This is a genomic window from Clostridium sp. AF27-2AA (assembly GCF_003478505.1).
GTDB lineage: Bacteria > Bacillota > Clostridia > Lachnospirales > Lachnospiraceae > Brotaphodocola.
Genome location: NZ_QUFI01000016.1, coordinates 47,612 through 68,964 on the forward strand (window position 1 = coordinate 47,612; position 21,353 = coordinate 68,964).

Below are 21,353 nucleotides of genomic sequence, written 5' to 3' on the forward strand. Positions count from 1 at the left end.
ATATATATATATAGAAAGAAAATTCTGCTGTTCCAGAATGGGCCCTTGGGACAATAGAAGACAGAGGAAAGGAGTCCACTGCCATATTTTCTTTTATAAAAGGAGGAATTCATTATGGTAATTCAGCATAATATTGCAGCGATCAATTCTTACAGAAACTTAAGTACCAACCAGAGTGCACTGAGCAAAAACTTAGAGAAGCTGTCTTCCGGTTACAAGATCAACCGTGCAGGCGATGACGCAGCAGGTCTGGCTATTTCCGAGACCATGCGTTCCCAGATCAATGGTTTAAACCAGGCTGTAAACAACGCAAACGATGCGATCGGTCTGATCCAGACAGCAGAAGGTGCTATGACAGAGACCCACTCCATGCTTCAGCGTATGAAGACTCTGACCACCCAGGCAGCAAATGGTACTTATACCAAGACTGCAAGAGATAACATCCAGGCTGAGGTCGATGCACTGAACAAGGAGATTACCCGTATCGCTTCTACTACAAAGTTCAATGGTGAGACACCTTTAAGTCCTGCGAAGAAAGGGCAGAACCTGACTTTCTTCATCGGTGCTACTGCAGATAAGACCAACGCAATGACCGTTGCACAGCTGACTATGACAGCGGCAGCATTAACTATTGATCAGATCAAAGTTAGTACTACAACGGATGCATTCAAGGCAATGGCATCTGTAGATGCTGCAATTGAGAGAGTATCTACTTACCGTGCGACCCTTGGTGCTGCCCAGAACCGTCTGGAGCATACAGTAAACAACCTGAAGGTAACTTCTGAAAATATTACATCAGCGGAAAGCCGTATCCGTGATACTGATATGGCAGATGAGATCACAGCTTATACAAAGAACAACATTCTTTTACAGGCTGCTCAGTCTATGCTTTCCCAGTCCAACGCTATGCCTCAGGGTGTATTAAGTATGCTGCAGTAATCTTGAAATTGATTCTGCATCTTTTAGGGGATCTGCTTTGCGCAGATCCTCTTTTTTTAAATATGTCCTTTAGAACTTAAAAAGAAGGTAACCGATGATGAAAAAAACCATATCACAGTGTATGATCGTGAAAAATGAAGAAAAAAATATCCGCCGTGCCCTTTCCTGGGGGAAGGATATCATGTGTGAACAGATCGTAGTAGATACAGGAAGCAGTGACCGTACTGTGGAGATTGCCAGGGAAATGGGGGCAAAGATATTTTTCTTCCCATGGATCAATGATTTTGCTGCTGCCAAAAATTTTGCCATTGACCAGGCAAAAGGAGACTGGATCGCCTTTCTTGATGCAGATGAAAGCTTTACTCCGGAGGATACAAAGAAGATACCGGAGATATTGGAATATGTTGGAGACGATGTAGATGGTCTTCTTACAGGGATTGTAGATCTGGATGAAAACAACCATATTACAAGCGGCGGCACCATGATCCGCTTTTTTGTAAACCGGCCGGACCTGCGCTATGTAGGAAAAATACACGAACACCTGGTCAGAAAAGGAAGATCCGGACTGCATCTGACAGATGCTACAAAGCAGCTGGCTTTCCTTCATACCGGATACCAGGAACAGGAGAAGAAGGATAAGTCAAAATTTGAAAGGAATCGGAACATCATCCTGGAGATCCTGAAGCAGGAGCCTGAAAACTGTGATTATCTTGGATATCTGGGAGATACCTATTCTTCAGACGGAAAAAATGAAGAAGCAAGGGATGCATACAAAAAGGCGGTGGCAGCCATGCCGGAAAAACTGGGGGTATATGATCAGCGAAGTTCTTATACCTATACAAACCTGTTAAGGGTCTCCCAGTGCCTGAATGCACCGGAAGCCGAGGTGGAAGCTATTTATAAAGAAGCAGTGGAAAAGCTTCCGAAAGAGCCTGATTTTGACTGTGTTATGGGGGACTGGTACTGGAGAAAGGGGCAATATGAAAAAGCGGTACAGATGTATGAACTGGCTATAGCAAAGCTGGAAACCTATGGGACAGTGAACAGGGGGATCATTACCACCTCTATGCTGATCCAGATGTATGAGTGTCTGGGAGAAGGCTGCAGAAGGCTGGGAGATTACCAGAAAGCGGTCCGCTATTGTGTGATCGTACTGAATACTGACCACAAAGATATGAATGCGCTGCTGACTCTGATCAACTGTTTTACAGAGAGCAATGTCAGCGCAGAAGAGGTAGTTCAGTTTTTAGGTAAGATTTATGATTATTCTGATATAAAAGACAAGGTGATCCTTCTGCGGGTGGCTATGGCAATAGGCAGAAAGGATCTGGAGCGGATGTTCAGGGGAATCCTCCTTCCTCAGGAGAGGGAAGAGTTTGATGCAGCCATGGAAACGGCCCAGAGCGGGGCACCGCTGTCATAGACTTTTTTCAACTCTTCCATGAGAAGAGGAAGCTCCCATTCGCAGGTGCTGTTATCAAAGCTGTTAGGATCTGCGATAGAAACATTACCGTCAGGAAGGAGTTTTGTGATCAGGACAAAGTGACCGTTTTGCGTCAGGCTTCCCTTACCCATAAGGGCGACCAGGATATGACCGGAAGAAAGAAGGGAAGCTGCATTCTGGGGAGAATGGTCTGTTACAGATTCCACCTGGAAGCCATAGGCTGCAAGGACAGAAGGAATCAGGCTATGATAGGAACCTCCCTGGGGGGCATAATAGCCATTGGCAGCAGACCAGTCTGCGATCGTTACCGGGGTAATGGCTTCTCCGTCATTTGTGAAGCTGGAGATGAGCATGGCTGCAGCAGTAGGACCACATCCATACTGGAGCATGGGATCTGAACCGCCGTAGAGATAACTGCTCCAGCGGGTATCTCCCTGATTATAGTAGTACATCGGTCCCATACTGGTATCCAGGATGGCAGCATCTAAAGAATTGCCGTCTGATCCCGGTTTTGCCTCCATATCCAGGTTTTCTGCTTTACCAAGGATCACCGGAGAGGTCTTTGAGGTGACAGAAGATGTATCTGGACCCCCCTGTATTCCGGAAGTATCCTTTGAAAGCTCTGTCTTTGATTGTGCTCCCTGTTTTGTCTGATTCTGTTTTTTTAAAAAGTCTTCCAGCTCCTGAAATTTACGGTGGCTGGCAGTCTGTACAAAGTAAATGCCAGATCTGGCCTCATCTACGACCTGGGAAGAAAAGCCTGGGCAAAAATAAAAGCTCAGGCTGGCAGTGATCACCGAAACTGTACCGGTAATAGAAAGTTGGATCAGCGTTTTCGCAAGTCGGAACTGTTTCAAGGTTTTATTTATATGTTTTTTTTGATTCTTTAAAGTTCTATCTTTCATTTTTTATCCATTCATTTCTTATCCGTTAACGAAGGGATAGACGGGCCAGGACAGTCTGACCAATGGTATTTAAAGGACACTGCTGGCATACAGCGCCAATCTTATGTGCTTCCATAGGCATGCCGTAGACAACACAGCTGTTCTTGTCCTGTCCGATGGTATAAGCGCCGTTTTTGCGCATACGCAAAAGACCGGCAGCTCCATCTGCTCCCATTCCTGTGAGAAGAACGCCGATGGCGTGTTCCCGCACATGTAATGCGACTGAGTCAAAAAGCACATCCACAGAAGGCCTGTGTCCGTTTACCTTTTCTCCTTCCTGCACACTGACTGCATAGGAGTTTCCAAGAGGTACCACACGCATCTGCAGACCTCCGGGAGCTAAAAGCATGAGACCTTTGCGGATCCGGTCTCCATTTTTCGCCTCCCGTACTTCCATTTTGCAGATCTTGTTTAAACGGTCTGCATACATGGCTGTAAAACCGGCAGGCATGTGCTGGGTGATGACAACTCCGGGAGTATCTGCAGGAAAATTCTTTACTACTTCGAGAATGGCTTCTGTACCGCCTGTAGATGCCCCGATAGCGATCACTGTTTCAGGGGAAGCACCCAGAGGAATCTTTGGTTTCTGCAGGAAAGTATTTCTGGCAGGAGGTAAAGAAGAAACCTTGCGGATACCACCTGCCTGAGGGTCTGAGAGAGCAGAAGGAAGGTGTACGTGGGAAGCAGCCGCTACCATAAGTTTGGAGCGGAGTGTAGAAAGAAAGATCTCTTTAGACAGTCCATTGGTTTCATCCGGTTTCCGTACAAAATCCACAGCTCCTGCTTCCAGGGCATCAAAAACCCTCAGGTTCAGGGAAGATACCAGAATCACCGGGATAGGGTGGACTGGAAGAAGCTGCTTTAAAAAATCAATGCCGGACATTCCCGGCATTTCAATATCCAGGGTAAGCATATCCGGCTGCAGTAGCGGGATCTTTTCCTGGGCGTCAAGGGCATTTACTGCATATCCTACAATCTGGAAACGGTCATCCGCAGAGAGAGAACGGATCAGCCAGGTGCGGAACAAGGGTGAATCGTCCACCACCATTAATTTTAATTTATGATCCATGATCATAATGCCTCCTTAATAAGATAAGTGTAACAACGTATGAGATAACCTACGGGATCAGATCTTTCGGTAAATAGCCGGTTCAATATAGGAAAACGGGCAGCTTTCCTTATCCAGGCTTTCAGAATGTCCGATAAATAAGTAGCCTCCCGGAGCGGTAGCATCATAAAAGCGCCTTACCAGTGCCGCCTTCGTAGGACGATCAAAATAGATCATCACGTTTCTGCAGAAGATCAGGTCAAACTTTTTGCGGAAATGGATGGGATCCATCAGGTTAAAGGAACGAAAGATCACATTTTTCCTTAAAGCATCTGAAACGGTATAGGTTTTATATCCTATGGGAACAAAATAGCGTTCCTGCCAGGAAGGAGGAAGCTCTTTTAAGCTTTCAAGGGAATATCTGGGATCCATGGCAGAATCCAGAACACGCTGGGAAATGTCCGTAGCAAGGATACGGGTATCCCAGCTTCCGGGAATAGCGGAAAAATATTCTTTCAGATACATAGAAATGTTATAAGGTTCTTCACCGGAGGAGCAGCCGGCACTCCAGATCGCAATAGAACGGTCCCGGGAGTGCTTGTTTGCAAGCTCAGGAAGAATCTGCTTCTGGAGAAAGTCAAAATGTTCTTTTTCCCGCATAAAATAGGTATAGTTGGTAGTCAGCTTGTTTAACATAACAGAAACCATCTCAGGATCTTTACCTGAGATGATCTCATCTATGTATTCTGTAAAACTATGAAACCCTTTCTGCTGCAGCATATTAGTAAGACGGCTGGTGATCAGCTGTTTTTTGTGGCTCAGATTGATGCCATAGTGCTGTTGAATATAAGTGTAAAGACGGTTAAAATCCCCGTCACTTAATGTAAGCATTGTATGACCTCCTTAGGAATCGGATGTACTCTCGGAGTCTTTCCTGCACCTGCCTTTGCGACTGACAAAAAATCTTCTCGCAAAATCAAGTACAAAAAGATTCCGGGAGTACATTAAGAGCTGACCAGGGACTTGCAGTCAAAAGACATAAGCACAGTCCCATTTTCAAGTGTGATCATACCATCTAACAGCTTCTGTCTGCGTTTGATAGGGATCGGACGTACATCCTGAAGATCAATATCGATCACCTGCTGTACAGAATCCACAACGATGCATACAGGAAGATCGTCTACATTTAAAACGATAAAGCAGGTCTTACTGTTATATTCCAAAGCAGGCTTGCCCATATAGAGCCGTATATCTACTACCGGAAGGATCTGACCACGCAGATTGATGATTCCTTTAATATAATCAGGTACCAGTGGAAGATGAGTGATCGCACAGTCATTGATGATCTCCGTTACGTTATTGATACTTAAAAACAGAGTCATATCTCCCGACTCAAAGGTAAGACAGCGTTCAACGGACTGGTTTTCAGCCGGTACGTCTGTCTGGATATTTGTTTCTGTTACTTCAGCCATTTTAAAACCTCCTGTTTACGCATTCTCTACAGCTATGGAATATAAGCTGAGGATATCCAGAATGATGCTGATATTGCCATCACCCATAATAGTACAGCCGGTGATGCCGTGGTCTTTCAGGTTAAATTCACTGAGAAAAGCAGGAAGCGGCTTTACTACCACCTGCTGCTCGCCGATCAGATCATCTACAAACAGGCAGTAAGAACGGTCATTTGCTTCCACCCATAAAAGGATACCGTCTTCCATCTGGGTAACCTCAGTTGGAAGGTGATAGAAGGAATGAAGGCGGACGATAGGATAAAAGTGGTCAACACGTTCTACCATTTCATTGCCATATTCATCTTTGATCACCTGATCCGCTTTCACCTTAAAGGACTGACGGATATTGGCGATAGGTATAGTAAAAATAGAATCACCTACCGTTACCTTCATGCCGTCAACAATAGCCAGAGTCAGCGGGATCTTCATGGAAATCGTAGTTCCTTCACCGTAGGTACTGGATACAGAAACGATACCGCCTAAGGATTCTACATTTTTCTTTACAACATCCATTCCAACACCACGACCGGAATATTCAGTTACCGCTGTATTGGTGGAAAATCCGGGAAGCATGATCAGCCCCAGGATCTCCTTCTGGCTGTATTCAGAATCAGGCTTGGTCAGCATGTTCTTTGACCGGGCTTTTTCAAGAATCTTCTGGGGATCCATGCCATATCCGTCATCTTTAACGGAGATAACAACCTCACTGCTGGTATGGGAAGCGGAAAGAACGATCTCGCCCTGGGGATCCTTACCGGCAGCAATACGTTCCTGGGCTGTTTCTTCAATCCCATGATCCATGCTGTTACGCACGATATGCATGATAGGATCCTGTATATTGTCTACGATCGTCTTATCTACCTCTGTATCTTCACCTACAATGGTCAGACGGACGTCTTTTCCCAGGCTTTGCTTCATATCACGCACAATACGGTTCATTTTCTGGAATACGCCGGAAATCGGGACCATGCGTAAAGACATGGCAATATCCTGCAGATCATTGGTGAGCTTACGCAGCTGACGTGCAGATTTCATAAAATTATCCCTGTTGTCCCTTGGCAGCAGGTTTAATTCAGGGGAAGATGTGACCATGGATTCAGTGATCACGATCTCACCAACAATATCCATCAGGCTGTCCAGCTTCATCAGGTTGACGCTGATCAGATTCTGCTTGACCGGGGCATGGGAAAGCATAGGAGCTGCTTTCCCGGCAGCTGTATCTGTGGATGCAGGTGCTGGTGCCGTGGATTTGGAAACAGATGCCTTTTTTTCCTCAGCTTTTGCGGGAGGAGCGGCTTTTGGGACATTTACAAGCTCATAAGATCGGATGTGGTTCTGGGTTTTTAAAATCCCTTCAGCCTTAGAAGCGTCTTCACTGGAGTCAAAAGCAAGGAAAAAGCCATTTTCTGCGATCTTCTGTGAAGTATCCGAATCTGTTTCCATATCACTGGGATAGAAACGAAAAGTCACTTCACATTCCCTTACTGCATTTACGATCATATAAGCCCGCAGATTCTCCATTCCCACGCCTTCTTCCAGAAAAACATGGAAAAAGCAGACAGCATCCTTATCATCAGGGAGAGAAGCAGGAGCGGCAGGACTGGAAGATCCGGGAGCAGCCTGTGAAGCTTCCGGCTGTGCAGGTGCAGCGCCGCTGATCTTCTTCAAAAAAGAATTGATCTCATTGGAGAACGCATCAATATCAGTAGAAAGAGGTACTCCCTGTTCTACTTTCTCGATTTCGCTTCTTAAATAATCCTCTGAACGGAACATCAGGTTGAAAAGTTCTTTCTTATGTTCAGGATCCAGAGTTTCGATTCCTTTATCACGGATATAAAAAAATACATCTTCAATATGATGGGCGATCGTGGAGATCGAATTAAATTCCATCATTGCAGAAGAGCCTTTGATCGTATGCATGATACGGAAGATCTCATTTACGTCATCGGTGGAAAAATCACCGTTTTTCTCATCAGCAACCAGCATTTCGTCTAACTGGTCTAAAAGATTGTTTTCTTCATAAAGGTATGTATCCAGAATACTGCTGTCCATACCACTGCTCATATTGTACACCGCCTTTTTTCATAATAATCAGAATAGTATTTCTTTTAACTTTATCGGCGGTGGTTGAAAATGGATAAGGGGATTTCCAAAAAGAAACAGTGAGTTGATAAAACAGTTATAAAAAAAAAGAAAACGCCGATAAAATTATCTGAGATAGGATATCTGATCATTTTTGGAGGAAACCGTAAAAATGGCGATCAAAAGAAAAGAAAAAAGAAGGCTTTTGCAGACAGCGGCCCTCTTAATGCGGGCAAATGAAAGAGTGTTCATGGGATTCGGCCAGAATACAGAAGAAGTGATGATTGATGCTCTTTCACAATCTCAGGAAACAGCCCTTTTGTTGGGAACAGAGCTGGAAAATGTGGGGAAAGCAGATCTGGTCCCCCTTCTGGAAGCATATTGTGAAGATCTTTATGAGATGAGTCAGAATCTTCACAGTAAAAAACAGATTGCAAGGCTGTATAAAAAAATAAAGAAAGAATTGAAACTTTTATACGAACGCATGGAGAATGATATGGAAACAGACCGTCTCTGTTTTGTCTTTCTTCCATATAAAGTGTCTATGTGGGATTCTATGGAAACCGTCTGGAAAGCATCAGATAAGGATCCGGATTGCGATGCCTACGTTGTACCGATCCCCTATTTTGATAAAGACCAGGAAGGAAATCTTGCAGTAGAACACTACGAGGGAGATCAGTATCCACCAGATGTTCCTGTCACAGATTACCGCACATTCCGCCTGGAAGATAAAAAACCGGATGCGGTGTTTATCCACAATCCCTATGACCAGAACAATAGATTGACCAGTGTCCATCCGGATTTTTATAGCAGCAGATTGAAGAAATATGCAGATCAGCTTGTATATCTGCCTTATTATACCACAGCAAGTACTGGAAACGTAGAATCCGCGGAACGCCAGGCGAGAAGCACTGGGTTTGTCATGGAGCCTGGAGCTGTTAATGCAGACTGTATTGTTACGGCAACAGAGCAGGAAAGAGAACTGTTTATCAATATTTTGTGTTCCGGACTCAAAGGAGTTCCAACAGAGCAATGGGAAGAGAAAGTGCAGAACTTTGGATCACCAAAGATTGAACGTGCCCGAAGTACGAAAAGACAGGACAGTTCTCTTCCAGAAAAATGGAGGGAATGTCTTTACAGACCTGACGGAGCCAGGAAAAAGACTGTATTTTACAGTCCGTCTGTAGAGGCACTTCTGAACCAGCCAGATATGATGCAGAAGATAGAAGAGGTGCTTCAATATTTTAGAAACAGAAAAGATCTCGCTTTATGGCTTCGTCCTCATCCACTGTATGAACAGACACTGGAGGTGATGCGGCCCCAGCTTTTACAGAAATATAGAGAACTTCTGGCTTCTTATGAAGAAGAAGGCTGGGGAATCTTGGACAGCGGATACGATCTTGATCTTGCCATTGCTTCCTGCGACTGCTATTACGGGGATTACAGCTCTGTAGCCCAGTTGTTCTGGGAAACAGGAAAACCGGTTTTATATCAGGATTCCCTGGTAAGAGAAAAAGAATATAAGATCCCATGCTGGCCGGGGGCTTTTTGTGAGGATGAAAAAGAAGTGTGGTTTGTCCATGGAAAAGTAAATCTGCTGTTCCATTATGATAAACAAAAGAAATTGCTTTCCTGTATAGGAAAGGTTCCGGGAGAACTGGCGTTTAAGAGGGATTTATTCCGCTCAATTGTATGGGTGGAAGATAAATTGTATCTTATCCCGTATTTTGCTAGAAACCTGGCCATTTACCATATAGATAAGGATCAGTTTGAGTCCGTACAGATCCGTGATGCAGAGCATTTTATAGAACAGCCGTTATTCCTGAAAGGCTTTCAGAGAGGTAATGTACTATATTGTATGCCTGCATGGTACAACAGCATCCTTTGCATAGATCTTACTTCCGGACATGTAACCTATACAATGGCGGATAAGAATAAGGTACGTGGTATTCCGGGGGTATTTGGTGGGGCTGTTTCCATAGGCAGAAACATTTTATGTCCGCAGACTTACAAAAAGAGGTGGCTGATCCTGAACACGGATACAGGAAAAGTATCCTGGTGCAGTTTTGCAGACCAGGAGAGGGAAATCACTTCAGTTACAGTCTGTGGTGATACGCTGGTATTTTTCGATGCCAAAACAGGATGTATCCTGAAAGAAACCAGAGAAGAGGGGAAAATAGAGGAGCTTTTATATATTGACAGCAACGAAATACAGCTATATGCAGTATCCGAAAATGAAGTGATCGCAGATGATCTGGGATCAGGAAACTATTTAAAGCTTTGTCTGGATGGAACAGTGGTTTGGAGAAAGGAACGGAAAGAAGAAAAGACCGTATTAGGCAGCGGATTTAGGAAAGTTACAGAAGGAGAAAAAAACTGTGATATCCGTTTTACAGAGCAGGAATATCAGGAATGGAATTCTCCGTCAGTAGCAGTTTGTAAGGATATCCTTCCTGCAGATCTGTATTATGTAGAGAAGGAAAATGAAGTCCTTACGCTGGACAAATGGCTTTCTCTCTGTGACCGGATCCATATGCCAGTACCAGATGATAGACACAGCGGTGAAATGATCAAGGACTATGTAAAAAGCAAGCTTGCAAATGGATGAAAAGAGAAGAATCATGAAAAGCTATTTTGAAAATGCATTGCCTTATCTTGAGGTTTTTTATCAGCCGATCTACGATTTAAATAAAAAAAAGTTGAATGTTGCAGAAGCACTTTTACGGTATGATGACGGACACCATCAGAATATTGAACAGGTGATCCGCAAAGCAGAGGAAATGGGCTGTGTCAGCTGTTTTGATCTGTGGGTTTTAAATAAAGTGTTAGAACAGCTGCCAGAGCTGAAAAAAAGAAACATTGAAAGAATAAATGTAAATCTGTCCCCGGTCACATGCTCCAGCGTGGAAGCAGAAAGGGGGCTCTTTGCCATACTAGATGAATGTACATCAGATAAATCTGTTATATGTTTTGAAATCACAGAAAGTAATCAAATACAGGATATGCAGCAGGTCATTAAGCTGGCAGAAAAACTGATGAAAAGAGGATGCCACGTAGCTATTGATGATTTTGGAAAAGAAGAGTCAAATCTCCTGCGGCTTATGCAGATGCCGTTTTCTGTGTTGAAAATAGACAAGGCAGTTGTTTGGACTATAGATACAACGAGTTTTTCAAAAGATCTTATTTCGGAGATCATATATTTTTTGCACAAATATGGGATCCAGATCACGGCCGAGGGGATAGAAAACCAGCTCCAGGCGAAAGAACTTTCGGATATGGGCTGTGATTTCCTTCAGGGTTATCTGATCTCAAAGCCTGTGTCATTTAAAGATTTTTGTGCATTTATAGATGCGCATAATAAAAAAGGATCTGCAGAAATGAAAGAAACACCGGAAGAAAAAGGAAAAAATGAACCGCAGAAAAGAAAAATGAAAAAATCAAACATCCCTTATGATTTTCCTGTACTTGCCGAATAATAAAAATAGGGATTAAATTCCACAATATTCCACGAAAGAAATAACAAAGAGAGGGAAGAAACATGAAGAACCGTACGATGAAGCAAAAAATCACGATTGCTTTTGGAGTAGTAGTCATCTGTTTTTTTGTAACAGTTGGCGCGCTGTTTTATGGAATGATCAACATCAGCACACAGTATAACCAGTTCTATAAGAATAACCACGAAGCGATCGTACGTGTAGACAAGTTAAAAATCTATATGCTGGCAACAATCCAGAATCTGGTGGAGTCTATGATTAATGATGACCCCACCGCCACAAAAGCATATCTTTCAGACATTGATTCGTATAGAGCCGGCCTTGCGGAGAACGCAGACTGGTTCATGGAGTGTTATAATGGAGATATGACACTGGTAAACCAGTTTCATACACAGCTTCAGGTAACTTCTGAGGTCACAAACAAGATCTTAGAGGATCTGTCCACTGGTTCTGACCGTGCGAAAGAGCAGGCAAGGCGCACGTTTATCGATGAGTTTGACCCGGAAGTGTCCAAGCTGGAAGGAATTCTGGATCAGTTTAGCGATCAGGTGACAGACCTTGTTGATAATAATTACAGTTCTTCCATGAAGACCAGAAACATCCTGTTTATTGTAGGGATCATAATTGTTATCGTTGCACTGATCCTTACCGTTATTATGGCAACGATCCTGATACGTTCCGTAGTAGAGCCGGTAAAACACTTGCAGGAAGCTATGGAAAAAATGAGACGCGGTAATATGGATATTGATATCGAGTACAAGGCAGAAGATGAGCTTGGAAATCTTTCCGATGATTTGCGGTCTGTAGCAGCGTTCCTGAAAGCGGTAGTGGCAGATGAGACAAATATCCTTACAGAGATGAGCCGCGGAAACTTTAATGTTTATTCTTCCATGTCAAAGGATTATGTAGGAAGCTTTGTTGCGATCTATAACTCTATGGTTCTTCTGAGAGATAATTTAAGCAGTACGCTTTCGAGTGTTACCCAGTCAGCTGATCAGGTGGCAGCAGGCTCCGAGCAGGTATCCTCCGGAGCACAGGCATTATCCCAGGGTGCTACCGAGCAGGCTTCTTCCGTAGAAGAACTGGCAGCGACCATTAATGAAATTTCCAATAATGTTGAAAAGAATGCCGAGAATGCAAAGTCAGCCAGTGATATGGCAGATAATGTAAGAGAACAGGCAGGAGAAAGCAGACAGCGTATGCAGGAGATGCTTTCTGCCATGTCGGACATCAGCAACAGCTCCAGTGAGATTGGAAAGATCATCAAGACGATTGAGGATATTGCATTCCAGACCAATATTCTTGCTTTGAACGCAGCTGTAGAAGCAGCTCGTGCAGGAGCAGCAGGAAAAGGATTTGCAGTAGTAGCAGACGAGGTTCGTAATCTTGCAGGAAAATCAGCAGAAGCTTCAAAGAATACGTCTGCTCTCATTGAAGGTTCTCTTCACGCAGTTGACCGTGGTACAAAGATTGCAAATGAAACGGCCAAGGCATTGCAGCAGCTGACCGAAGGCGTTCAGGGAGTAGCACAGACCATTGAGGAGATCTCTTCTGCCAGCGAGTCACAGGCAGTTTCAGTAAAACAGGTAAATGAAGGAATCAGCCAGATTTCCAGCGTTGTACAGAGCAACTCTGCAACTGCAGAAGAAAGTGCTGCAGCCAGTGAGGAACTTTCCAGCCAGTCACAGCTTTTGAAAGAATTGGTAGGTAAATTCACATTGAAGGATGCTTCTGCAGATCCTGTATCGCAGACAGCACAGCCAGCTAAGACAGCAGGTGAAAAAGAACCGTCATCCACCATTTCTTATGAAGATAATGACAAATACTAAGGCTGTGCTTTAATAAAGAATAGATAGTGTGTATGAGCCCACAGCAGATTTTATTTTCTGTTGTGGGCTTGATTAAAATTGGAAAGGAAACTGAAAAATGGCAGCGCCAAGAAAATTATCACCGGAAGAATTCAGGACAATGCAGCTGTTAGAGCTGGATATGCTGGAGGAATTGGACCGGGTATGTAGAAAATATGATATTAAATACTGTATTACCTATGGAACCCTCCTGGGAGCTGTCAGACATAAGGGATTTATCCCATGGGATGATGACTCTGATATAGCAATGCTTAGGGAAGAGTATGAAAAATTTCGTAAGGTTGCACACGAAATGGATCCTTCTATCTGCTATTTCCAGGATCATTTTAATGACCCGGAGTATCTTTGGCAGTATGGGAAACTGCGGCGCACTGGAACTACATTTGTCCGTGCAGGTCAGGAGCATATGAAGGGAAAAAATGGGGTATTTGTGGATATCTTTGTGATGGATGACTGCCCCAAAAGCTTATTGGGGATGATATTTCATAGGTTCTGGTGCTTTTTTCTTCGAAAAATCCTCTATGCTCGGGTAGGAAAAGCAAATGCCAAAGGTTTACCGAAGCTCTGCTATCAACTTTTAAATTTGATTTCTGTAAACTGGGTATATAAACAGGTTGGGAAAATGTCAAAAAAAAGTAGTAACACCAGCCCAAATAGAGTGAGAACTTTATTATATCCATTATTTCAATATCAAAAAAACTATAATCACGGAAAAGCACATTTTGGAATGCTTAAAAGTTGGTTTTTAGAGCGTGCAGAATATGATTTTGAAGGGCATAAATTTTATGGAACAAAGGATTATGATGGATATTTAAAATATATTTATAATGATTATATGACACCTCTTCCAGTAGAAAAAAGGCAGCCACATGCTCCTGTATCAAGTTTTGACTTTAATGTAAAAAGCAAAAATGTAAAAGAAAAACTGAAATAAAAAGTAACCTGTCAACAAAGATTCATGCATTGTTTGTGCCGAAGGCAGGAGCGATGCAAGGAGGACATGTCGCGACGGCATGTTTAAATTAATGAAAATAGCAGTTTTATCAGATATACATGGTAATATGGAAGCTTTTCGTGAAGTTGTAAAATATCTGGAAAAAGAACAGATAAAAAAAGTGCTCATTCTGGGAGATATTATTGATTATGGTCCTCACTCAAATGAGGTGATTACCTGCTTAATGGATCTTCCATGGGAAATAATCGGTAATATACGTGGAAATCATGAGGAAGCAGTCATAGAACAAAAATATGACATGTTTTCTTCTGACAGGGGTAGAAAATGTGCAGAAAATACCAGAAGATCATTAAATCAGCAAAGTTGGTATTATCTGAATACAATAATGGAGCCAACTGCATCATTGGAAATTGAACTAGAAGGAAAAAAGTGCCTAGCTATCCATGGTAGTCTTAAAGACGAGATGTGGGTTGCAGTCAATCCAGAACAGGATTTAATGGAATATAAAAAGTATGACTATGTTTTTTCTGGACATTCTCATTTACCGTGCGTATTTGGTAAATATTATGATGTGGATAATAAAAAGTATAGAAATAAGAAACGTACAATGTTCATTAATCCAGGTTCTGTAGGACAGCCAAGAAATCATAATCCTAGAGCACAATTTGTTTTATGGGATACTGAAACAGATGAGTTTAGGATGTGTGCTGTTAATTATGATATAAAAAAAGAACAGCAAGCTTTTTCAGGTAAAATAGATGATTTTTATAAAAACAGGTTGCAGATAGGAATATGACTATGAAAAACCTATATGTGATAAGTGGAGTAACAGGGGTGACAGGAAATGAGCTGATGAGACATCTTCCCAGAAATAGGAGCAGATATTTATTTGTATAAATTGTTCAATAAAAGTTAGATTCGGAGCGAAGACAGTTAAATAAAGACAAGATTCCGAATGATTTTGGAAAAGGAATTGAAGAGTGTTAAAAGGAATAAAAAAATGAAAGCATTGATTGTAACAGTGGCTGGTATGTCTGCAAGATTCAGCCGTTCAGCAGGTGAACAGATTATTAAGTGTCTGTATCATACAAATTCAATGAAAGAAAGTTTGCTCTATACTTTGCTAAATGATAGTAGTGACATTGATTACTTTATTATTGTAGGTGGATACAGATACGAAGAATTATGTAAAACAGTTCGGGAATATTTTGAAAAATTTTCAAATAAGATTCTTATGGTCGAAAATCCATACTATAAACGTTATGGTTCAGGATATAGTCTTTATATAGGCTTACAAAAGGCCTTTGAAACAGAGGCAGATGAAATTCTGTTTGCGGAGGGAGATCTGCATTTGAGTACTAATGATTACAAAAAGGTCTGCAATGCAAAAAAAAGTGTGGTCACTGTTAATAGAGATCCTATCCTTGCAGATAAAGCAGTAGCTCTTTACTTTGATACTTCGGATAAAATTCATTACGTATATGATACAGGGCATAATGTACTGACTATTAACGAACCCTTTCTTGCAATTTACAATTCTGGACAGGTATGGAAATTTGCTGATAAAAATCTGACTGAAAAAATATACAGTCAAATGGAACAGGAAGAATGGCAGGGAACGAATCTGGTTTTTGTTGAAAAGTATTTTACTACCTTGAGAAGAGATGAGTATGAACTGATTACGTTTAATAACTGGATTAATTGCAACACCATAGACGATTATAACAGGATTAAGGAGAGATAAAATGAAGACAATCAATGAAAGGCTGATTAAATTAAAAAATGAACTTAAGAACAGAAAAATAAGAATCATGATTATTGGTCTGGGAAGTGTAGGAAATTATCTGTTGGATTATCTGGTTTCTGTGGCAGATGAAAATATGGAAATCTGTGTGGTGGGAAGAAATGAAAATAAGATGGAGTCAGATGTAAATATTGTCAGAGTTGCTTCATTGATCAGGAGACAAAACAGGTGCCAGATAAGTATAGACAGTTCAGTTGATCTTAACAGCATAGAGTTGATTACGAAAGCAATAGAGCGATTTGCTCCAGATATTATTGTCAACAGTAGCCGTGCGTATTCAGGATTGAAGTATGGCAGTATCTCGTGGAAAGCAGTACGAGCTTATGGAATATGGTCTCCACTGTCTATACGTTATACGAAAAATATTATGGAAGCGTATGAAAAGGCTGGTTCTGATGCAATTGTTATCAATACATCTTATTCTGACGCAGTTATACCATGGCTTAAATCGGCAAATAAGGCATATCCAGACTTTGGAAGTGGCAATATTAATCATTTGGTATACAGATTTAAACTTGCTGCAGGAAATATCCTTTCAATCAAAGATTATTGGAATATAGATATCACATTTGCAGTTTCTCATTTTCACGATGTATGTATCAGTAAAGAAGGACATACAGATGGAATGAAAATGCTAATCGATATAAAATATCATGATAATCAGCTTTTGTTGGGGATTGATGAGATTATATCCAGATGCAATATACCAATGCCGGTGGATGCAAAAAGAAATATGATGAATGCCTCCAGCAATTTTGAGATTATTCAGGCAATCCTTGGGGCGGTAAGAGATGGAAAAAGAACAAAACTCCACTGCCCTGGAGCTTTTGGCGAGATTGGTGGATATCCGGTTATTATTGATGGAAGTGGAGAATCTCCTCAGGCTTATATTGATAAAACTGTTTTTTCTTTAGATGAGATGAGAAGAAAAAATAGGGAATCTATTTATCTGGACGGAATTGAGAATATCCAGAATGGTGTTCTTACCTACACAGATGAATTGTTGCATAAGGTAAAAAAGGCGTTTGACGTGGATTTAGTAAAGCAGGTTCCGTATGACCAGATAGATAGTACAGCAGAATTTATTATCAAGGAAATAATAGAAAAAAATAAGTGAAATTGCAGATGAGGTGATAAAAATATGAGTATTGTATATACTTGTTTTACAACAGATGTAATCCATGGAGGACATTTAAATATTATCCGTGAGGCACAAAAGTATGGAAATGTAGTAGTTGGTGTCATGACAGATCAGGCCTTAGTTCAGTTTAATCGTTTTCCTACGATTTCTTTTTGCGAGAGAAAAAAGCTTATAGAAGCAATTTCTGGTGTTTCTAAGGTAATTGAACAGGATTCTATTATGTATGATAAGATTATAAGGAAGCTGAAACCAGATTATGTTATTCATGGTGATAATTGGTGTGAAGGTCCTATGAAAGCAATTCGTGAAAACGCAAAAAAGGCATTGGAGCATTATGGAGGCAAGATTATTGATGTGCCATATACATATAATCCTGAGATTACAGCCCTTACCAATAAAATGAGAGCAAAGCTTGCTATGCCAGAGTATAGACGCAAAAGGCTAAAGCAGCTTATCAGCATCCGGCCAATTGTAAAGGCATTGGAAGTTCACAATGGGATCACAGGCCTAATTGCAGAGAAAACAGTAGTTGAACATGGTGGTAGGCTGGACCAATTTGATGCGATGTGGATATCATCTCTTTGTGATTCTACTGCTAAGGGCAAACCAGATATTGAACTTGTGGATATGACAAGCCGTTTCAGGACGATTGATGATGTGACAGAGGTCACAACCAAGCCGATTATTTTTGATGGAGATACAGGTGGTCTTACAGAGCATTTTGTATATACCGTGAGAACCCTTGAAAAAATGGGAGTGTCAGCTGTAATTATTGAAGATAAAACCGGGCCTAAGAAAAACTCATTGTTTGGAACGGATGTAGTACAGACACAAGATACGGTTGAGCATTTCAGTGAGAAGATACAGGCAGCAAAAAATGCTCAGCTTACAGATGATTTTATGATTATTGCAAGGATTGAAAGCCTTATCCTGGAACGCGGGATGCAGGATGCATTAGATCGTGCAGATGCTTTTGTCAAAGCAGGGGCAGATGGAATCATGATCCACAGTAGGAAAAAGAATCCAGGAGAGATACTGGAGTTTTGCGATAAATTCAGGGCAGAAAATAAGGTAACTCCTCTTGTGGTGGTTCCTACTACTTTTAATACTATTACAGAAGAAGAACTGGCAGCTCATGGTGTGAACTTGGTGATCTACGCAAATCAGTTAACACGAAGCGCTTTTGTTGCTATGCAGGATACGGCAAAAGACATACTAAGATGTCACAGAGCAAAAGAAGTAGAGGACAGATTGCTTCCTATTAAGGATATCATTACTTTAATTGATAAACTACAATAAAATGGGAAGAAGAGTAAGGAGAAGCTTTATGAAAGCAGAAGATTTGATCCAGATTATAGGAGCAGATTTTTATACAGGAGTGCCAGACTCACAATTAAAAGCACTTTGTGATTACCTGATGGTGAAGTATGGGATTGATGAGCAACATCATATTATAGCTGCAAATGAAGGTAATTGCGTGGCTTTAGCGGCTGGATATTATCTGGCAACGGGTAAAATACCTGTGGTATATATGCAAAATTCAGGTGAAGGCAATATCATTAATCCTGTGGTATCACTGTTAAATGATAAAGTCTATGCTATACCTATGGTGTTTATCATAGGCTGGAGAGGTGAACCGGGAATTCATGATGAGCCACAACATATTTATCAAGGGGAGATAACATTAAAACTTCTTGAGGATCTTGGAATATCGGTGTTTGTAATTCGTAAGGAAACAACATACATAGAAGTGGAAGAGCAAATGCAAATATTTAGAAAGAAATTGTCAGTTGGAAAAAATGTGGCGTTTGTGATTTGCAAGGGAGCGATTTTTACTGATGCGAAGACTTTGTATGGAAATCATAATAAAATATTACGGGAAGATGCCATCAGGTATGTTGCAAAAAATGCTGATAAAGATCCGATTGTTTCGACTACTGGAAAAATATCCAGAGAACTTTTTGAAATAAGGACAGTAAATGGACAGGGACATCAGTTTGATTTTCTAACAGTTGGATCCATGGGACATTCTTCATCTATTGCTCTTGGCATAGCGCTTAATAAGCCAAATACAAAAATATGGTGTATTGATGGAGATGGAGCGGTGCTTATGCATATGGGAGCTATGGCAGTCATTGGTGCTGCTGCACCAATGAACTTGGTCCATGTGATCATTAATAATGAAGCTCATGAAACAGTTGGAGGAATGCCAACAGTAGCGTCTACCGTTAAGTTTACAAAATTAGCAGAAGCCTGCGGATATCCTTATGCAGTTTGTGTTGATACATTGGAGGATCTTGATTATGAACTTACAAAAGCAAAAAAATGTCAGCAGCTGAGGTTGATAGAAGTTAAATGTTCTGTTGAATCAAGATCGAATCTGGGCAGACCTACAACATTGGCCATAGAAAACAAAGAAAACTTTATGAAATATTTAAAAATGTTGTGATATCTATGAATAATTTGGTATTATTGTATCTTTACCAACAAAAAACAGCAAGCCAAGGAGTGGACTCAGGATACACCTTCTTTGACAGAGAGTACAACAGTGAGTGATCAGTTAGCAATATCGGCTCCACAAACCCAGCTTTCTTTACTTACCCCTGATCAGGCAAAACAGAAGGTAGCAGAACGTATCCAGGGGGTTGATATAAACAGCATTTTAAAGCATTTGATCCATTTCCTTTTATTTTGTTAAATCTGGTTTTATCCTGTGTTGCTGCAATTCAGGCGCCGCTGATTATGATGAGCCAGAACCGCCAGGAAGAAAAAGACCGCAGACGGGCAGAGAATGATTACAAGGTAAATCTAAAGACCGAAATTATGATTGAAGATCTTTACGATAAGATCAATACAATTTTAAAAAAGCAGATTCTGTTGGAAAAGAAGTTGTTGGAAAAAATGAGACGGAAACTTCAAAAATGAAAATATAAACTTAAGAGTGCTTATAAATTTAGAAACTAGTGCCTATAAAAGTTATTGAACAGAGACAAAAATAAGTATATTCTGAATGGTTTATGACGGAGAAGGGGAGAAAAGTGTACTATTTAGATACATACATAAAAGATCTGGTTAGAATTTTTGATCAAAACGAACGGAAGGATTATTTACGCTTAGATTTAAATGAAAATCCAGGAGGTCTTCCAGATAAATTTATTAAAAAGATTTTGAAAAAAGTGACCCCGCAATTGATTTCACAATATCCAGAAACTCTGCATTTTACTAAAGTTTTAGCAGACTATTTAAACACGGATGTGCAGCATTTGTGTTTGGTCAATGGTTCAGCTGAAGGAATCCGATATATTATTCAGGCTTTTACATCGGAAAATGGACGTATTGTTGGTGTTGTACCCTCTTATTTTATGTTTCAGGTTTATTCGGAAATGTATGGAAGAAATTTTGTGAAGATTCCGTATAATGATGATTTGACTATGGATATAAAAAAAATAATCGCGGAATTAACTGAGGATACGCAGTTGTTAGTTCTCCTTAATCCTAATAATCCAATGGGAAATGTATATTCTGATGAAGAAATGGAAAAAGTTATGGAAATATGCAGACAAAGAGAGATAACAGTCTTAATTGATGAGGCCTATTATTATTTTTATCCGAATACTTTCCTACATTATGCATTAACGCAGCGACATGTTTTTGTTACAAGGACATTTTCAAAATTATTTTCATTAGCAGGTTGTCGATTAGGTTATGTGGTAGGTCATCCAGATGATCTGAAATATGTTCAGAAGTATTGTACACCCCATAATACCAACACAATTGCAATGTTATTTGCAGAAGAAATTTTAACAAGCCCTGATTTGATTGAAAAACTTATTTCTGATTTCAGAAAGGGAAGATCATATTTGATTTCGGAATTACAGAAAAATGGATATTCCTATCATGGTGAAGCAGGGAACTTTTTGTTTATTAAACCGAAAACAGATGCAAAGTCCATTATGGAAAGAATGAAGGCAGAGAAAAAAATTCTGATAAAAACATATTCAAATGTTGGCAAATTTGGAGATTGTCTGAGAGTTTCAATTGGAGCTGAAGAATTTATGGAGAAGTTTCTGCATGCATTATTGGAATTGGACAGATAGCGTGTCTAAGAAAAAATGAGGTTTGC

General features: G+C 40.9%; 17 protein-coding genes and 1 pseudogene. 13 read left to right on the forward strand and 5 right to left on the reverse strand.

Annotated elements, in window-relative coordinates; genetic code table 11:
• Positions 1–114: 114 nt before the first annotated feature.
• Both DWY84_RS10450 and DWY84_RS10455 read left to right on the forward strand, forming a co-directional pair.
• Positions 115–939 (forward strand): flagellin, encoded by an 825-nt coding sequence (locus DWY84_RS10450; protein ID WP_118533020.1) that lies wholly within the window; start codon positions 115–117, stop codon positions 937–939.
• A 94-nt stretch (positions 940–1,033) separates the two neighbouring features.
• Positions 1,034–2,362 carry a glycosyltransferase gene (locus tag DWY84_RS10455; protein ID WP_118533022.1) on the forward strand — a complete coding sequence of 443 codons (1,329 nt, stop codon included), beginning with the start codon at positions 1,034–1,036 and terminating at the stop codon, positions 2,360–2,362.
• Here the strand turns inward: DWY84_RS10455 and DWY84_RS10460 are convergent.
• The 5 genes from DWY84_RS10460 to DWY84_RS10480 form a co-directional block, all read right to left on the reverse strand.
• Positions 2,299–3,240 (reverse strand): C39 family peptidase, encoded by a 942-nt coding sequence (locus DWY84_RS10460; RefSeq protein WP_243024828.1) that lies wholly within the window; start codon positions 3,238–3,240, stop codon positions 2,299–2,301. The two genes, DWY84_RS10455 and DWY84_RS10460, sit on opposite strands and share 64 nt — an antisense overlap.
• A gap of 73 nt (positions 3,241–3,313) precedes the next feature.
• Positions 3,314–4,402 (reverse strand): chemotaxis response regulator protein-glutamate methylesterase, encoded by a 1,089-nt coding sequence (locus DWY84_RS10465; protein ID WP_347560787.1) that lies wholly within the window; start codon positions 4,400–4,402, stop codon positions 3,314–3,316.
• A gap of 51 nt (positions 4,403–4,453) precedes the next feature.
• Positions 4,454–5,266, reverse strand: coding sequence for a protein-glutamate O-methyltransferase CheR (locus tag DWY84_RS10470; protein ID WP_118533026.1), 813 nt, complete (start codon positions 5,264–5,266; stop codon positions 4,454–4,456).
• A gap of 113 nt (positions 5,267–5,379) precedes the next feature.
• Positions 5,380–5,847 carry a chemotaxis protein CheW gene (locus tag DWY84_RS10475; protein ID WP_117483967.1) on the reverse strand — a complete coding sequence of 156 codons (468 nt, stop codon included), beginning with the start codon at positions 5,845–5,847 and terminating at the stop codon, positions 5,380–5,382.
• Between the two features lie 15 nt (positions 5,848–5,862).
• The gene (locus DWY84_RS10480; RefSeq protein ID WP_118533028.1) at positions 5,863–7,950 is read right to left on the reverse strand and encodes a chemotaxis protein CheA; all 2,088 of its coding nucleotides are present in this window, start codon (positions 7,948–7,950) and stop codon (positions 5,863–5,865) included.
• Positions 7,951–8,140: 190 nt separating this feature from the next.
• Between DWY84_RS10480 and DWY84_RS10485 the strand changes: the two genes are divergently transcribed.
• From DWY84_RS10485 to DWY84_RS10535, 11 genes and pseudogenes are all read left to right on the forward strand, one after another.
• Positions 8,141–10,576, forward strand: a complete 2,436-nt coding sequence (locus tag DWY84_RS10485; protein ID WP_118533030.1) for a hypothetical protein — start codon at positions 8,141–8,143, stop codon at positions 10,574–10,576.
• Positions 10,569–11,444, forward strand: coding sequence for an EAL domain-containing protein (locus DWY84_RS10490; protein ID WP_118533032.1), 876 nt, complete (start codon positions 10,569–10,571; stop codon positions 11,442–11,444). Before DWY84_RS10485 ends, DWY84_RS10490 begins: the two co-directional genes overlap by 8 nt.
• A 62-nt stretch (positions 11,445–11,506) precedes the next feature.
• Positions 11,507–13,291, forward strand: a complete 1,785-nt coding sequence (locus DWY84_RS10495) for a methyl-accepting chemotaxis protein (protein ID WP_118533034.1) — start codon at positions 11,507–11,509, stop codon at positions 13,289–13,291.
• A gap of 97 nt (positions 13,292–13,388) precedes the next feature.
• Entirely contained in the window at positions 13,389–14,264 is an 876-nt protein-coding gene (locus DWY84_RS10500) for a LicD family protein (protein WP_118533036.1), read from the forward strand.
• Positions 14,265–14,343: 79 nt separating this feature from the next.
• The gene (locus DWY84_RS10505; protein WP_118533038.1) at positions 14,344–15,081 is read left to right on the forward strand and encodes a metallophosphoesterase family protein; all 738 of its coding nucleotides are present in this window, start codon (positions 14,344–14,346) and stop codon (positions 15,079–15,081) included.
• A gap of 204 nt (positions 15,082–15,285) precedes the next feature.
• A complete protein-coding gene (locus tag DWY84_RS10510) occupies positions 15,286–16,029 on the forward strand; it encodes a DUF6564 domain-containing protein (RefSeq protein ID WP_147354294.1) in 744 nt (247 codons plus the stop codon).
• Position 16,030: 1 nt separating this feature from the next.
• Positions 16,031–17,206, forward strand: coding sequence for a hypothetical protein (locus DWY84_RS10515; RefSeq protein ID WP_118533042.1), 1,176 nt, complete (start codon positions 16,031–16,033; stop codon positions 17,204–17,206).
• Between the two features lie 24 nt (positions 17,207–17,230).
• The gene (aepX, locus tag DWY84_RS10520) at positions 17,231–18,529 is read left to right on the forward strand and encodes a phosphoenolpyruvate mutase (protein WP_118533044.1); all 1,299 of its coding nucleotides are present in this window, start codon (positions 17,231–17,233) and stop codon (positions 18,527–18,529) included.
• A 28-nt stretch (positions 18,530–18,557) separates the two neighbouring features.
• Positions 18,558–19,679, forward strand: coding sequence for a phosphonopyruvate decarboxylase (aepY, locus tag DWY84_RS10525; protein WP_118533046.1), 1,122 nt, complete (start codon positions 18,558–18,560; stop codon positions 19,677–19,679).
• Positions 19,680–19,894: 215 nt separating this feature from the next.
• Positions 19,895–20,155 (forward strand): annotated as a pseudogene (locus tag DWY84_RS10530) (DUF1003 domain-containing protein); the annotation flags it as partial.
• Between the two features lie 113 nt (positions 20,156–20,268).
• Positions 20,269–21,327: a histidinol-phosphate transaminase gene (locus DWY84_RS10535; protein ID WP_118533048.1), complete on the forward strand. Its 1,059-nt coding sequence runs from the start codon at positions 20,269–20,271 to the stop codon at positions 21,325–21,327.
• The last annotated feature ends 26 nt before the right edge of the window (positions 21,328–21,353 follow it).

What these genes read in the sequence shown, in the direction of transcription:
- DWY84_RS10450 (WP_118533020.1), top strand. Translation starts at nt 115, where the DNA reads ATGGTAATTCAGCATAATATTGCAGCGATCAATTCTTACAGAAACTTA.
- DWY84_RS10455 (WP_118533022.1), top strand. Translation starts at nt 1,034, where the DNA reads ATGATGAAAAAAACCATATCACAGTGTATGATCGTGAAAAATGAAGAA.
- DWY84_RS10465 (WP_347560787.1), bottom strand. Translation starts at nt 4,402, where the DNA reads ATGATCATGGATCATAAATTAAAATTAATGGTGGTGGACGATTCACCC.
- DWY84_RS10470 (WP_118533026.1), bottom strand. Translation starts at nt 5,266, where the DNA reads ATGCTTACATTAAGTGACGGGGATTTTAACCGTCTTTACACTTATATT.
- DWY84_RS10475 (WP_117483967.1), bottom strand. Translation starts at nt 5,847, where the DNA reads ATGGCTGAAGTAACAGAAACAAATATCCAGACAGACGTACCGGCTGAA.
- DWY84_RS10480 (WP_118533028.1), bottom strand. Translation starts at nt 7,950, where the DNA reads ATGAGCAGTGGTATGGACAGCAGTATTCTGGATACATACCTTTATGAA.
- DWY84_RS10485 (WP_118533030.1), top strand. Translation starts at nt 8,141, where the DNA reads ATGGCGATCAAAAGAAAAGAAAAAAGAAGGCTTTTGCAGACAGCGGCC.
- DWY84_RS10490 (WP_118533032.1), top strand. Translation starts at nt 10,569, where the DNA reads ATGGATGAAAAGAGAAGAATCATGAAAAGCTATTTTGAAAATGCATTG.
- DWY84_RS10495 (WP_118533034.1), top strand. Translation starts at nt 11,507, where the DNA reads ATGAAGAACCGTACGATGAAGCAAAAAATCACGATTGCTTTTGGAGTA.
- DWY84_RS10500 (WP_118533036.1), top strand. Translation starts at nt 13,389, where the DNA reads ATGGCAGCGCCAAGAAAATTATCACCGGAAGAATTCAGGACAATGCAG.
- DWY84_RS10505 (WP_118533038.1), top strand. Translation starts at nt 14,344, where the DNA reads ATGTTTAAATTAATGAAAATAGCAGTTTTATCAGATATACATGGTAAT.
- DWY84_RS10510 (WP_147354294.1), top strand. Translation starts at nt 15,286, where the DNA reads ATGAAAGCATTGATTGTAACAGTGGCTGGTATGTCTGCAAGATTCAGC.
- DWY84_RS10515 (WP_118533042.1), top strand. Translation starts at nt 16,031, where the DNA reads ATGAAGACAATCAATGAAAGGCTGATTAAATTAAAAAATGAACTTAAG.
- aepX (WP_118533044.1), top strand. Translation starts at nt 17,231, where the DNA reads ATGAGTATTGTATATACTTGTTTTACAACAGATGTAATCCATGGAGGA.
- aepY (WP_118533046.1), top strand. Translation starts at nt 18,558, where the DNA reads ATGAAAGCAGAAGATTTGATCCAGATTATAGGAGCAGATTTTTATACA.